This is a genomic window from Flavobacterium yafengii (assembly GCF_030010375.1).
GTDB lineage: Bacteria > Bacteroidota > Bacteroidia > Flavobacteriales > Flavobacteriaceae > Flavobacterium > Flavobacterium yafengii.
Window position 1 is genome coordinate 621806 of the sequence record NZ_JASCRY010000001.1, and the last position, 15005, is coordinate 636810.

Genomic DNA, 15005 nt, shown 5'->3' on the forward strand with positions numbered 1-15005 from the left:
AAACAAAGGGCGGAAAGTTTAGTAAAAACCTTGCGCCCTTTGTGTAAATCTTAGTGAACCTTGTGTTTAAAAATTATAAATCAAATCCCAATTTCACGCCTAATTTTGTGGCGATAATCGTAGTAATTCGTTTTTTAAGTTCCGGTATTTTGATGTTTTCGATAACGGCATTCGAGAATGCATACATCAATAATGCTTTGGCTTCTTTTTTAGGGATTCCGCGTTGTTGCATGTAGAACATTGCCGTTTCGTCTAATTGTCCAACAGTACAACCGTGAGAACATTTTACGTCATCGGCAAAAATCTCTAATTGCGGTTTAGCATTTATTGTCGCTTTGTCGCTCAATAAAATGTTATTGCTTTTTTGGAACGCATTTGTTTTTTGAGCGTCTTTTTCCACATACACTTTTCCGTTGAAAACTCCTGTAGAACGATCAGCATAAATTCCTTTATAATCTTGGAAGCTTTCGCAATTTGGAGCCGAATGCTTCACTAAAGTATAATGATCTACGTGTTGTTTTTCACCAATAATTGTGATTCCGTTTAAGGTGCTTGTCAATCGTTCCCCAAAGTGATAAAAATTCAAATTGTTTCTCGTTAAGTTTCCTCCAAAAGAGAAGGTATGTACGGAAACGTGACTTTCTTTTTGTTGAGAAACGTAGGTGTTATCTATTAAATTCGCTTCAAGCGTATCGTTTTGAATTTTGTAATAATCAACGATGGCGCGTTTTTGAGCAAAAATCTCGGTAACAGAATTAGTTAAAACTGGATTTTCGTTTAAACTTTGATGACGCTCAATAATTTGAACATGTGAATTTTCACCCACAATCACTAAGTTTCTTGGTTGAACCAAAAGAGCGGCTTCATTTCCTGTTGAGAAATACATGATTTCAATTGGTTTATCCGCTACTTTACTTTTTGGAATGTTGATATACGCTCCTTCAATAGCAAACGCCGTATTCAATGAAGTCAAACTTTCTTCTTTGTTGGCAATTTGGTTAAAATAAGTATCAATAACCATTTTGTATTTTGGTTTGGTCAATGCCGATGACATCAAGCAAACATCAATTCCTTCGTGTGTGGTTGACGATAAATGCGAACTGAAAACACCATCAATAAACACTACTTTATAGGTGTCTATTTCGTGTAAAAAGTATTTTTTTACGTGGTTGAATTCAACTGCATTTTCTTGTTTTGGAAAAACGGTAAAGTCATTTTTTAAGATGGCATTTAGCGAAGTGTATTTCCAAGCTTCGTCTTTTTTGGTTGGGAAACCTTTATTTTCAAAGTTTTTTATGGCGGCAGTTCTCACGTCATGAAGTTCAGAGTGAACATCGACACGCTCTTCGAAAGCCATAAAAGACGATAGTAATTTTTCTTTCAATTCCATTTTAATTTAAGTCTTAAAGTCTTAAAGTCAAATGTCTTAAAGTCGAATGCGTGGAAACTTTCGAATTTTAGACTTTCAAAATTTAGCCTTTTGATAAATATTTAATAAAACCACTTAACAATTTTGATATTTCTGTTACTGATTCTAAAAGTTTTTCAAATTCTTCTTTAGTAATATAATCCAAATCAAATGCTAAATATAATTGAGAACGAACTTCTCCAGCGGAAGCTTTTGCAACGTATAAAAAGTAAACAAACTCTTTGTCAGTATTTCTCTCAAAACCTTCAGCGATATTTGATGATATAGAAATTGAAGCTCGTCTAATCTGTCTAATGAAATCAAAGTCTTTCTTGAAATTTGTATTTTCAGTAATTAGGTAAATTCTTTTATTAAAAATTCTTGCTTTTTGCTAAGAATTAATTTCTTCGAAAGAATTAAATTTCCCCATTACTTTTTTCTTTTGACTTTATGACCTTAGACTTTAGACTGTTTTAATTTTAAGCTTCTTGTTCTTGTTTAATCCAGTCGTATCCTTTTTCTTCTAGTTCGTGCGCTAGTTCTTTTCCTCCGGATTTTACAATTTTTCCGTTGTACAACACGTGAACGAAATCAGGAACGATATAATCTAATAAACGTTGGTAGTGTGTGATTACTACGATGGCGTTTTTGTCGCTTTTAAGTTTGTTAACCCCATTAGCAACGATTCGTAAAGCATCAATATCAAGACCAGAATCGGTTTCATCAAGAATAGCCAATTTTGGTTCCAACATCGCCATTTGGAAAATTTCGTTACGTTTTTTCTCTCCACCAGAAAAACCTTCGTTTAGAGAACGAGAAAGAAATTTACGGTCGATTTCTAATAATTCTGATTTTTCACGAATCACTTTTAGCATTTCGTTTGCAGGCATTTCTTCCTGACCGTTTGCTTTACGTGTTTCGTTGATGGCAGTTCTCATGAAGTTCGTTACTGAAACTCCTGGAATCTCCACTGGATATTGGAATGAAAGAAAAACACCTTTGTGTGCTCTTTCTTCTGGTGCCAAATCAGAAAGGTCTTCTCCGTCTAAAGAGATTTCACCTTTGGTTACTTCGTAGTTTTCGTTTCCTGCAATGATAGAAGCAAGCGTACTTTTTCCCGCACCGTTTGGTCCCATTATCGCGTGAATTTCTCCCGCTTTTACTTCAAGGTTAATCCCTTTTAATATTTCTTTATCCCCAATTGAGGCGTGTAAATTTTTTATACTTAACATTTGTTTCTTTAATTTTAAAAGGATTTAAATTCTCTTTTATTCTAAAATACTATTGATGTGTTCTTGGTCTTTTATTGTTTGATAGGACAAATGCTTTTCTCCTAAATATTTTATTCCTAAATACTCCGCTGATAATCGAAAGGGTAAATAAAAATCATAATCCAATTGATCTTCATCAGAATTTGAAATTACAAACATATTTTTACCTCTTAATTTTCGACCTAATTCTTTTTCGATTCTGATCAAATCAGAAAATCGGTCAAAAAACACTTTCATTATTCCGCTCATCGCATACCAGTAAACAGGTGTTGCAAAAACAAGCGTGTCATATTTTTCAATAATTGAAGTTATTAAAGGCAAAAAATCATCGGCTCTATTTTCACTTTCATAATCATAATAGGAAATAGAATAATTTCTTAAATCAATAATATCAGCATTTATTTGGGTGGAAATTTTATCAACTATTTTTGAAGTATTTCCATTGCTTCTGGAAGAACCTACAATAATAACTTTCTTGTTTCCCATATTCAAATTATCCAACACTTCCCTCAAGAGAAATTTCTAATAATTTTTGTGCTTCTACTGCAAATTCCATTGGCAACTTATTCAATACATCTTTACTGAAACCGTTTACGATTAAAGCAATTGCTTTTTCAGTTGGAATTCCACGTTGGTTGCAATAGAAAACTTGGTCTTCGCCAATTTTACTTGTCGTAGCCTCATGTTCGATTTTTGCCGATGGATTTTTACTTTCGATATAAGGGAAAGTATGTGCGCCACAATTGTTTCCCATTAATAACGAGTCACATTGTGAAAAGTTTCTGGCGTTATCCGCTCTGGCACTAATTTGTACCAAACCGCGGTAACTGTTTTGTGATTTTCCAGCAGAAATTCCTTTAGAAATAATGGTCGATTTAGTGTTTTTTCCTAAATGGATCATTTTGGTTCCTGTATCGGCTTGTTGGAAATTATTGGTAACAGCAATCGAATAAAATTCTCCTGTTGAATTATCTCCTTTTAAAATAACGGAAGGATATTTCCAAGTTATCGCTGAACCGGTCTCTACTTGTGTCCAAGAAATTTTCGCGTTTTTCTCGCAGATTCCTCTTTTGGTCACAAAGTTGAAAACCCCGCCTTTTCCTTCCTTGTTTCCAGGATACCAGTTTTGTACGGTTGAATATTTGATTTCGGCATCGTCCAAAGCGATTAGTTCCACTACAGCTGCGTGCAATTGATTTTCATCACGACTTGGAGCCGTACAACCTTCTAAGTAAGAAACATAACTACCTTCGTCAGCAACTAATAATGTTCTTTCGAATTGTCCTGTTCCTGCTTGATTGATTCTAAAATAAGTTGAAAGTTCCATTGGGCAACGAACGCCTTTTGGAATATAACAGAAAGAACCGTCAGAGAAAACTGCCGAATTCAGAGCAGCATAAAAGTTATCTTTTTGTGGTACAACCGTTCCTAAATATTTACGAACTAATTCTGGATGTTCTTTGATCGCTTCAGAAATACTCATAAAGATAATTCCTTTTTCGCCTAATGTTTTCTTGAAAGTAGTCGCTACTGAAACCGAATCCACTACAATATCCATGGCGACATTATTCATCATCTTTTGCTCATCGACAGAGATGCCTAACTTTTTATACATTTCTAAAAGTTCAGGATCTACATCGTCCAATGTTTTATTGGGATCGACCGCTTTTGGAGCAGAATAATAGGAAATGGCCTGAAAGTCAGGTTTGGTGTAATGCACATTTGCCCATTCTGGCTCTATCATTTGCTCCCAAGCACGAAAAGCCTCCAGACGCCAATCGGTCATCCATTGTGGCTCTCCTTTTTTGTGCGATATAGCGCGAACAATATCTTCATTTAAACCGATAGGAAACGTCTCTGATTCTAATTCGGTGTAAAATCCGTATTCGTATTCTTTGTTTTCGAGTTCGATTTTTAAGTCGTCTTCGGTATATTTTGACATATTTTTTTATTTAATGTTTTACAGAGAAAATGATTCTCCACATCCACAAGTTCTATTGGCATTTGGATTATTGAAAACAAACCCTTTACCATTTATTCCTCCTGAAAATTCTAAAATTGTTCCGGCTAAGTATAGAAAAGATTTTTTCTCAACAGCGATAGTGATATCGTTGTCAATAAAAATTTTATCGTCGTCGTTTTTTGTTTTATCGAATTTTAAATCATAAGACAATCCAGAACATCCGCCGCTTTTTACACCAACTCTTACGTAGTCGATTGCAGCATCAAAACCATCATCTTTCATTAAATCGATGATTTTTTTTCTTGCAGTGTCAGAAACTTTTATCATAGCTTATATTGATTTTGTCTAAATTAAGGACAAAGATAGTGTATAAAAAGCTTTTTCCATAATTGATAACATTATTATAACTAATGCAAAAATAGAAAAAAGCTATTTGCGATCAGTAAAAGCGTTTGAATTCCTTAACTTTGTTTCCTCTCGAAAAAAAGAAAAATCATGAAATTATATCCCATAGAAACAGGCAATTTTAAATTAGATGGTGGCGCAATGTTTGGCGTGGTGCCAAAAACTATTTGGAGCAGAACCAATCCTGCCGATGAAAATAACCTGATTGATATTGCGGCGCGCTGTTTATTGATTGAAGATGGCAACCGATTAATTTTGATTGATACCGGAATGGGAAACAAACAATCGGAGAAATTTTTTGGTTATTATTCGCTTTGGGGAACACATTCCATGGATAAATCGTTGGCTAAATACGGTTTTCATCGTGATGATGTCACCGATGTTTTTATGACGCATTTGCATTTTGATCATTGTGGTGGAAGTGTTCAATGGAACGCTGATAAAACAGGTTACGAACCGGCGTTTAAAAATGCTAAATTCTGGTCTAATGAAAATCACTGGGAATGGGCTACTAAACCAAATGCCAGAGAGAAAGCGTCTTTTCTATCCGAAAACATTTCACCGATGCAGGAAAGTGGTCAGCTGCATTTCATCCAAAGACCGGAAGGAGATTTTCTTGCAACATCAGAATTGGGTTTTGGCATCTTCTTTGCTGATGGACATACCGAAAAGCAAATGATTCCGCACATTCAATATAAGGATAAGACAATCGTTTTTTGCGCTGATTTATTGGCAACAGCCGGACATATTCCAATTCCGTATGTTATGGGATATGATACCAGACCTTTATTGACAATGCCAGAAAAAGAAAAATTCATGAATGCTGCGGCAGATAATAATTATTATTTGTTCTTGGAACACGATGCGCATAATGAAATAATAACCGTACAAAAAACCGAAAAAGGAGTTCGGTTGGCAGAAGTTTTTACTTGCGAACAAATCTTAACATAGTGTTAATCATAACGACTTTTGTAACAAAAAAAATTATTTTAGACAAATATTTAAAAATTAACAAAAACATTTTCAATGAATACCATTAAACCCATTTACATTTCTGCTTTTGCTCTTTTAGCATTAGTAGGATGTGGCGCTTCAAAACAAGTTTCAAATACCACTAATTCTGATCTAGTTGCCATAAGCGCACCTTTAAATATTAAAAAAAAGGCACCAATTACTGAGAACGACTTGAAAAGATGGAGCCATTTAGATATTGTGACAGATACTATTCCTGGGATGAGTGTTGACAAGGCGTATGCTGAATTATTGAAAGGTAAAAAAGGCGTGCCAGTTATTGTTGGAATTGTAGATTCTGGAGTGGATATCGAACACGAAGATTTGAAATCGGTACTTTGGATCAATACAAAAGAAATTGCCGGAAACGGAATTGACGATGACAAAAACGGATATATCGATGATATTCACGGTTGGAATTTTCTTGGGGATAGTACCAAAGAGAATCTGGAATACGAAAGAATCATCAAAGATAAAACTTTAGTAGATGAGGCTACGTATCAAGAGGCAAAAGCATTGAATGATAAAAAAGTTGCTGAAGCTGCTGCTGGAAAAACACGTTCAGAGCAAATGTTAGAAACTATTGCTGCAGGTGACGCTGTTTTGGTAAAACATTTTGGCAAACCAGTCTACACTATTGAGGAAGTAAATGCGATTGTTTCACAAGAACCGGCAACACAAAAGAGCAAAGCAGCTATGCAACAAATGCTTTCTTATGGATTGCCAATAGCGGATTTAAAAGTTGCTGTTCAAAAACAATTAGACGATCAGGTTGCTCTTATAAACGGAGACAATCTTAAAACAGATTACCGTAAAGTAGTGGGAGATAATCCAAATGATATCACTGATACAAAATACGGAAACAACAATGTGATGGGACCAGATAAGAACGAAATTCTTCATGGAACTCACGTTGCCGGAATTGTTGCTCAAAGTAGAAATAACGTCTTAGGTGGCGACGGTGTTGCTAATAATGTTCAGATTCTTACCGTTCGTGCAGTGCCAGACGGTGACGAGTATGATAAAGATATTGCGCTTGGAATTCGTTATGCAGTGGATAATGGTGCCAAAGTAATCAACGGAAGTTTTGGGAAAAGCTTTTCGCCACACAAGCAATGGGTTTATGATGCTATAAAATATGCTGAGAAAAAAGATGTATTAATCGTTCACGCAGCGGGTAATGATGCTAAGGATATTGACTATGCAGAAAATTTTCCTAACGATTCTGAAGATAAAGTAACAGAGTTTGCTGATAATTTAATCACAATTGGTGCTTTGAATTTTGAATACGGAAATAAAGTTGTGGCTCGTTTTTCTAACATTGGAAAAATTAATGTAGACGTTTTTGCTCCTGGAGTAAAAATCTATGCTACAACTCCAAACAATACATACAAGTATTTACAAGGAACTTCAATGGCTGCGCCAAATGTTGCCGGAGTTGCTGCATTAATTCGTTCGTACTATCCAAAATTATCTGCTAAACAAGTAAAGCATATTTTGATGGATTCAGGAATTGCAATCACTACGGATGTTATTGTAGGTGGAAAAGCAAATGACACACGTTCGTTTACAGCTCTGTCTAAATCAGGAAAAATAGTAAATGCATACAATGCTTTACTAATGGCAGAAAAAATGTCTAAATAATATTTTAAGAATCCATTACTTGGAAGGGCAATTTGCCCTTCCATTTTTATTTTAACCTACATGAAAAAATTACTTTTAGTTTCTATTTTATCCTTAAGTTTTGGTAGTCTTTTGGCTCAAAACGGTACGTATTGGCAGCAGCATGTCGATTACAAAATGGATGTTTCCATGGATGTAAAAACATACCAATACAAAGGAAAACAGGAATTGGTTTACACCAATAATTCTCCTGATACTTTGAGAAAAGTATATTATCACCTATTTAATAATGCCTTTCAGCCCGGAAGCGAAATGGATGCCAGAATCCAAAGCATCAAAGATCCAGACGGCAGAATGGTCACGAAAGTAAAAGTTGGTGATAAAGAAGTAAAAGAAAGCCGCATTAAAAATTTGAAACCAAATGAAATTGGTTACTTGCGAATTTCTAATTTCAAGCAAGACGGAGTAGTTGCTAGTGCAAAAGAGATTGGAACTATTCTTGAAGTGACTTTGGCTAAACCAATACTACCCAATTCAAAAACTACATTCACATTAGATTTTGACGGTCAGGTTCCCATTCAGATTCGTCGTTCCGGTAGAAATAATGCCGAAGGTGTCGAATTATCAATGGCGCAATGGTATCCAAAACTAGCCGAATTTGATTTTGAAGGTTGGCATGCTGATCCTTATATCGCCAGAGAATTTCATGGCGTTTGGGGAAATTTTGACGTGAATATTACTATTGATAAAGATTACGTTTTAGGAGGTACCGGTTATTTGCAAAACAAAAACGAAATAGGTCATGGTTATCAAGACCAAGGTGTTGTTGTGTCTGTCCCAAAGAAAACAAAAACATTGACTTGGCATTTTAATGCGCCAATGGTTCATGATTTTACTTGGGCTGCAGATAAGGATTACATTCACGATGTAGTAAAAGGACCTAATGGTGTTGACTTACATTTTTTGTATAAAAACAATCCAAAATACATTCAAAACTGGAAAAACCTGCAACCAAAAACGGTTCAGTTGATGGAAATTTACAACAAAACGGTTGGAGATTATCCATACAAACAATATTCTGTGATTCAAGGTGGCGATGGCGGAATGGAATATGCCATGTGTACGTTGATTTTAGGTCAAGGTACGTTTGATGGATTGCTTGGAGTAACTGCACATGAAATGGCGCATTCTTGGTTCCAACATATTTTGGCTTCCAATGAATCAAAACACGGATGGATGGATGAAGGATTTACCTCATTTCTGGAAGATTTTGGACTGAATGAAATTGCCGATAAAAAAGTAGAAAACCCATTTGCAGCAGCATATAAAGGGTATTTTGCAATGGTAAATTCAGGAAAAGAATTGCCACAAGGAACTCATGCGGATCGTTTTGATGAAAACAGAGTCTACAGCGTTACTTCCTACAGTAAAGGTGAAATTTTCTTAGCACAATTGATATACTTAATAGGTAAAGAAAATCTATTTAAAACGTTGAAAAAATATTACAGCGATTTCAAATTCAAACATCCTACGCCAAATGATATCAAAAGATCTGCCGAAAGAGTTTCTGGAGCAAATCTGGATTGGTATTTAGTGGATTGGACTGAAACTACCAATACTATTGATTATGGTATCAAAGAAGTAAAGGAAAATGCGGATAAAACAACGGTTACTTTAGAAAGAATTGGAAGAATGCCAATGCCAATAGATTTGACAGTGGAATATACGGACGGAACAACAGAAAGTTTCTACATCCCGTTGCGCATGATGAGTTTTGAAAAAGAAAACCCAAATCCTGCAGTAAAAAGAACGGTTTTGAATGATTGGGCTTGGGCGTATCCAACGTTTGAATTCAATATTGCTAAATCGAAAGCTTCTATCAAGAAAATAACGATTGATCCAAGTGGATTAATGGCCGATTTGAAAATGGAAAATAACACATACGAGATAAAGTAAAATTTATCTAAACTCCATAAAAAAAGTCTAGTTCTTGAACTAGACTTTTTTTTATGGTTTTATTTTTTAAGGAAATTATTTCAAATGCTCTAGCATATCTTTAGTCATCGTTTCCAAATCAAACTCATGTTTCCATCCCCAGTCCTTTCTGGCTTGAGCGTCATCAATACTTGCTGGCCAGCTGTCAGCAATTTTTTGACGGAAATCTGGTTTGTAAGTAACGGTAAATTCAGGAATGTGTTTCTTGATTTCGGCAGCAATCTCCGTTGGCGTAAAGCTCATTGCAGCTAGATTATATGAAGAATGAATTTTTATTTGCTCTACCGGCGCTTGCATAATTTGAATGGTCGCAGCAATGGCATCGTCCATATACATCATCGGCATTTTAGTTTCTGAGGATAAAAAGCATTCGTATGTTTTATCGGAAAGTGCTTTGTGAAAAATATCCACCGCATAATCCGTAGTTCCGCCACCAGGAGGCGATGACCAGCTAATTAAACCTGGATAACGGATGCTTCGTACATCTACACCAAAAATATTATGGTAGTATTCACACCATCTTTCGCCCGCTTGTTTACTGATTCCGTAAACCGTTGAAGGCTCCATTATAGTGTATTGTAGTGTGTTTTCTTTAGGAGTTGTTGGTCCAAAAACGGCAATACTCGAAGGCCAGAATATTTTTTTTATTTTTCCGGCTTTCGCCAAATTCAAAACGTGAAACAACGAATTCATATTTAAGTCCCAAGCAAATGCCGGGTTTTTCTCGGCTGTAGCCGATAATAATGCCGCCATCAAATACACTTCGTCAATTTGGTGCAATTCTACCAAATGTTCAATTTGATTGAAATCTAAAGCGTTCACCACTTCAAATGGACCGGAGTTGACAACATCAATATTTAACTTTCGGATGTCAGAAGCAATTACATTGTCTGTTCCGTATATTTTTCGCAGCTTTTGGGTAAGCTCCGTTCCAATTTGTCCGCAAGCTCCAATAATCAATATTTTAGTACTCATTTTTGTCTGTTTTGAAAAACAAAGATAACGTTTTCGTAAATAACATAATTTTGATGAAAAAGGGTGTAGATTTCTTAAAATAGCATTTAAAAAGGAGCTTTATTTCTTAATTTATGTTTTTTTAAACATAAAAACAGCTTCAGGAATATTAGATTGTTATTCCGATGCTGTAATTCGTAATTGTAAATTTACTTTGTAACTTTGTACCTTAATTAATGGAGATTTTTAAAGGAGCATAACTGGTTCTAGTTTACAAAATTAAGACAGGATGTGAATTGCATGAAGCCATTAAAAAACGATAAATAACCACACATGAAATATAAAATAGCGGTTTTCTTTTCTTTGGTTTTTCTTTTCTTGTCCTGTAAAAATGACAATGAAAAACGCATTGCCGAAAATAAAAAAGAGATGCAAAAAAGAGAAGTCATTTTCAAAAACATAGAAAAAGGTTGGGTTTTTTATGATACACCTGTAACGGAAGCCTCTGAAAAAAGTATCGCATCTTGGAACGAATGGCGCATTTTTTTGGCAGAATTAGCTCAAAAACCTAAAAAATCCATTGGAGCTTTTCAGCAAAAATCAAAAGCACTTTCTAAAAAAGTAATGGCTTTGGACGATAATATTCCTTATGAATACAACAAACCTCAAATAAAAAGTAGGCTTTCGACTTTAATTACTAAAGTTCGATTGTTGGATTTATTCATTCATTTGGATAATATTCCTGATAAAAAAGTGACATTATTAGTGTCAGAAATCAACTTGGAATTGGTTTCGTTACAAAGACAGATGGACAAAATTGTGGAGAAAAGTAGAATTCCGCTTGAAGAAGGAGAATCTGATTTATTGAAAATGATGGATACCACAAGAGCCATTCCTAATACACCAATCATAGACCCAAATCTGCCACGCGTTGAGTAAAACAGCCTTATACAATACCTACGATACTTCGCCAAAAACCCAGCAAATAGTTGCTCGTTTATTGGAAAACGACCAAGCCAAAATACACCTTTCGGGGCTTTTGGGTTCCGCACTTTCGTTTGTCATCCGATCGATTTTCAAGAAATCTGAACTTCCTTTTTTGATTGTTCTAAACAATAAAGAGGAAGCGGCGTATTATTTGAATGATTTAGAACAAATGATTGGGGAACAAGATGTGCTCTTTTATCCCGGTTCCTACCGTCGTCCGTACCAAATTGAAGAAACCGATAATGCCAATGTTTTGCTTCGCGCCGAAGTGCTAAACCGAATCAATTCCCGTAAAAAACCGGCCGTTATTGTCACCTATCCAGAAGCTTTATTCGAGAAAGTGGTAACTCGAAAAGAATTGGATAAAAACACCTTGAAAGTTGCTGTTGGCGACAAGATTTCCATCGACTTTATCAACGAAGTTTTATTCGAATACGAATTTAAAAGAGTCGATTTCATTACTGAACCAGGAGAGTTTTCGGTTCGTGGAGGAATCGTAGATGTATTTTCATTTTCGAATGATAATCCGTACCGAATAGAGTTTTTTGGAGACGAAGTGGAGAGCATTCGTACGTTTGATGTTGCGACCCAATTGTCTATTGAAACGCAAAAAAAGATTACCATAATCCCAAATGTGGAAAACAAAGTTTTTCAGGAAAACCGAGAAAGTTTCTTGGATTATATCTCAGAGAAAACGGTAATTTTTCTCCAGAATACCGAAGATTTTTTATCGCAATTAGACAAACAATTTGGCAAAGCCGAAGAAGCTTTCGCAAAATTGTCGCAGGAAATAAAACGGTCATCTCCAGAACAATTGTTCTTGAATCAAACCGAATTTATAAAAAGAGCGTTGGATTTCTCCATTGTAGAATTGAGTTCGAAACCTATTTTTAGAACCACCAAAAAATTTGAATTTCACATTCAGCCGCAACCGTCGTTCAACAAACAATTTGATTTGTTATTGAATAATCTGAATGAAAATCATTTTAATGGTTACAAAAATTATTTGTTTTGTTCCAATGATGCCCAAGCCAAACGATTTCATGATATTTTTGAAACGTTGGACGAAGCGAATTCTGAGAATATCCGCAAGCAATACCACACCGTTGTTTTGCCTTTGTACCAAGGATTTATTGACGAGGAAAATCAAATTACTTGTTACACCGACCATCAGATTTTTGAACGCTACCATAAATTCAGCATCAAAAATGGCTATTCGAAAAAACAGAATATCACTTTAAAAGAACTGACGACACTTTCTGTAGGCGATTATGTTACGCACATCGATCATGGAATTGGACGTTTTGGAGGATTGCAAAAAATACAAGTCGAAGGAAAAACACAAGAAGCGATCAAGCTTGTGTATGCCGATAATGATATTGTGTATGTGAGTATTCATTCGCTGCACAAAATTTCTAAATACAACGGAAAAGACGGAACACCACCCAAAATTTACAAATTGGGTTCGAATGCTTGGAAGATTTTAAAACAAAAAACCAAGGCACGGGTCAAACATATTGCATTCAATTTGATTCAGTTGTATGCTAAAAGAAGACTCGAAAAAGGATTCCAGTTTGCGCCTGATAGTTATTTGCAAAACGAACTGGAAAGTTCCTTTATTTACGAAGATACGCCGGACCAAACCAAATCGACGGCAGAAGTAAAAGCCGATATGGAAAGCGACCGTCCGATGGATCGCTTGGTTTGTGGAGATGTAGGTTTTGGTAAAACGGAAGTTGCCATTCGTGCGGCTTTCAAAGCAGTGGATAATAGCAAACAAGTTGCGATATTGGTTCCTACGACGATTTTGGCATACCAACATTACAGAACTTTTACGGAACGATTGAAAGATATGCCGGTTTCTGTTGGCTATTTAAACCGTTTTAGAACGGCCAAACAAAAAGCGGAAACGCTAAAATTATTAGCTGAAGGAAAACTCGATATTGTGATTGGAACACACCAATTGGTTAATAAAAATGTAGTTTTCAAAGATTTAGGATTGTTGATTGTGGATGAGGAGCAAAAATTTGGTGTCAACGTAAAAGACAAGCTCAAAACCATTGCAGCGAATGTCGATACGCTAACTTTGACAGCAACGCCAATTCCGAGAACCTTGCAATTTTCATTGATGGCCGCGCGCGATTTATCAGTGATTACAACACCTCCACCTAATCGTTATCCTATTGAGACGAATGTAGTCGGCTTTAGTGAAGAGTTGATTCGGGATGCGATTTCGTATGAAATTCAGCGAAACGGACAGGTTTTCTTTATCAATAATAGAATAGAAAATATCAAGGAAGTCGCCGGAATGATTCAGCGTTTGGTGCCAAATGCCAAAGTGGGAATCGGTCACGGCCAGATGGAAGGAAGAAAACTGGAAGAATTGATGCTGGCTTTTATGAACGGAGAATTTGATGTTTTGGTGGCAACAACCATTATCGAAAGTGGATTGGACGTTCCCAATGCTAATACGATTTTTATCAATAATGCTAATAATTTTGGATTGTCTGATTTGCATCAAATGCGCGGTCGAGTAGGACGTAGCAACAAGAAAGCGTTTTGTTATTTTATTTGTCCGCCATATTCTGCAATGACGGATGATGCCAGAAAACGAATCCAAGCTTTGGAACAATTCAGCGAATTGGGAAGCGGATTCAATATTGCCATGAAAGATTTAGAGATTCGCGGTGCCGGAGATTTATTGGGAGGAGAACAAAGTGGTTTCATCAATGAAATTGGTTTTGATACGTACCAAAAAATCATGAACGAGGCCATTGACGAATTGAAAGAAAATGAATTCAAGGATTTGTATCCGGAGGAAAACAATTTGGAAACCAAAGAATATGTAAAAGACTTGCAAATCGACACTGATTTTGAGTTGTTGTTTTCGGATGAATACATCAATAATGTTTCGGAACGATTGAGTTTGTACAATGAATTAGGCGCTGTAAAAAACGAAGAAGAACTCATTATTTTTCAAAATAAATTGATTGACCGTTTTGGTCCAATGCCGCCTCGTGCGAAAGCATTAATGAATAGTATTCGAATCAAATGGATTGCAACCCGAATTGGAATCGAAAAATTAGTGATGAAACAAGGCAAGATGATTGGGTATTTCATTTCGGATCAACAATCTGATTATTATCAATCGAATCGTTTTCATCAGGTACTACAATTTGTGCAAACGCATAGTTCTATTTGTAAAATGAAAGAAAAACAAACGCCAGCAGGATTACGACTTTTGTTGACTTTTGACAATGTAAAAAATACCAGAACTGCTTTGGAATTGATGGAGATGTTGGGAAAATAGAAAATAAATATTCAATTTGATAGTGATTGAGATTAAACGGGAAGAGTTATTTTTAAATTTGGCTTGCATTGAACAAAT

Annotated in this window: 12 protein-coding genes; 5 read left to right on the plus strand and 7 right to left on the minus strand. The window is 35.6% G+C overall.

Translation table 11 applies throughout. The features are described from left to right. Nucleotides 1-73: 73 nt before the first annotated feature. The 6 genes from sufD to QLS97_RS02750 all read right to left on the minus strand — a co-directional run bounded on the left by sufD (nucleotide 74) and on the right by QLS97_RS02750 (nucleotide 4969). Entirely contained in the window at nucleotides 74-1390 is a 1317-nt protein-coding gene (sufD, locus tag QLS97_RS02725; RefSeq protein WP_282714139.1) for a Fe-S cluster assembly protein SufD, read from the minus strand. An 82-nt stretch (nucleotides 1391-1472) separates the two neighbouring features. Continuing rightward, entirely contained in the window at nucleotides 1473-1787 is a 315-nt protein-coding gene (locus QLS97_RS02730; RefSeq protein ID WP_282715528.1) for a four helix bundle protein, read from the minus strand. Between the two features lie 100 nt (nucleotides 1788-1887). Beyond that, nucleotides 1888-2640, minus strand: a complete 753-nt coding sequence (sufC, locus tag QLS97_RS02735) for a Fe-S cluster assembly ATPase SufC (RefSeq protein WP_282714140.1) — start codon at nucleotides 2638-2640, stop codon at nucleotides 1888-1890. Nucleotides 2641-2676: 36 nt separating this feature from the next. Then, a complete protein-coding gene (locus QLS97_RS02740; protein WP_282714141.1) occupies nucleotides 2677-3165 on the minus strand; it encodes a flavodoxin family protein in 489 nt (162 codons plus the stop codon). A 7-nt stretch (nucleotides 3166-3172) separates the two neighbouring features. Next, nucleotides 3173-4621, minus strand: a complete 1449-nt coding sequence (gene sufB, locus QLS97_RS02745; RefSeq protein ID WP_282714142.1) for a Fe-S cluster assembly protein SufB — start codon at nucleotides 4619-4621, stop codon at nucleotides 3173-3175. A gap of 18 nt (nucleotides 4622-4639) precedes the next feature. Continuing rightward, on the minus strand, nucleotides 4640-4969 hold the full coding sequence (locus QLS97_RS02750) for a HesB/IscA family protein (RefSeq protein ID WP_282714143.1): 330 nt from the start codon (nucleotides 4967-4969) through the stop codon (nucleotides 4640-4642). 168 nt (nucleotides 4970-5137) lie between these two features. Between QLS97_RS02750 and QLS97_RS02755 the strand changes: the two genes are divergently transcribed. The 3 genes from QLS97_RS02755 to QLS97_RS02765 all read left to right on the plus strand — a co-directional run bounded on the left by QLS97_RS02755 (nucleotide 5138) and on the right by QLS97_RS02765 (nucleotide 9637). Further along, complete coding sequence (locus QLS97_RS02755) at nucleotides 5138-5998, plus strand: MBL fold metallo-hydrolase (protein ID WP_282714144.1); 861 nt, start codon at nucleotides 5138-5140, stop codon at nucleotides 5996-5998. A 75-nt stretch (nucleotides 5999-6073) separates the two neighbouring features. Beyond that, complete coding sequence (locus tag QLS97_RS02760) at nucleotides 6074-7702, plus strand: S8 family peptidase (RefSeq protein ID WP_282714145.1); 1629 nt, start codon at nucleotides 6074-6076, stop codon at nucleotides 7700-7702. A 60-nt stretch (nucleotides 7703-7762) separates the two neighbouring features. Continuing rightward, nucleotides 7763-9637 carry a M1 family metallopeptidase gene (locus tag QLS97_RS02765; RefSeq protein WP_282714146.1) on the plus strand — a complete coding sequence of 625 codons (1875 nt, stop codon included), beginning with the start codon at nucleotides 7763-7765 and terminating at the stop codon, nucleotides 9635-9637. A 75-nt stretch (nucleotides 9638-9712) separates the two neighbouring features. Here QLS97_RS02765 and QLS97_RS02770 read toward each other — a convergent pair whose 3' ends face one another. After that, a complete protein-coding gene (locus tag QLS97_RS02770; RefSeq protein ID WP_282714147.1) occupies nucleotides 9713-10651 on the minus strand; it encodes an L-threonine 3-dehydrogenase in 939 nt (312 codons plus the stop codon). 312 nt (nucleotides 10652-10963) lie between these two features. Here QLS97_RS02770 and QLS97_RS02775 point away from each other — a divergent pair, with 312 nt between their 5' ends. After that, nucleotides 10964-11569: a hypothetical protein gene (locus QLS97_RS02775; protein ID WP_282714148.1), complete on the plus strand. Its 606-nt coding sequence runs from the start codon at nucleotides 10964-10966 to the stop codon at nucleotides 11567-11569. Next, nucleotides 11562-14927: a transcription-repair coupling factor gene (gene mfd, locus QLS97_RS02780; protein ID WP_282714149.1), complete on the plus strand. Its 3366-nt coding sequence runs from the start codon at nucleotides 11562-11564 to the stop codon at nucleotides 14925-14927. Before QLS97_RS02775 ends, mfd begins: the two co-directional genes overlap by 8 nt. Nucleotides 14928-15005 lie beyond the last annotated feature (78 nt).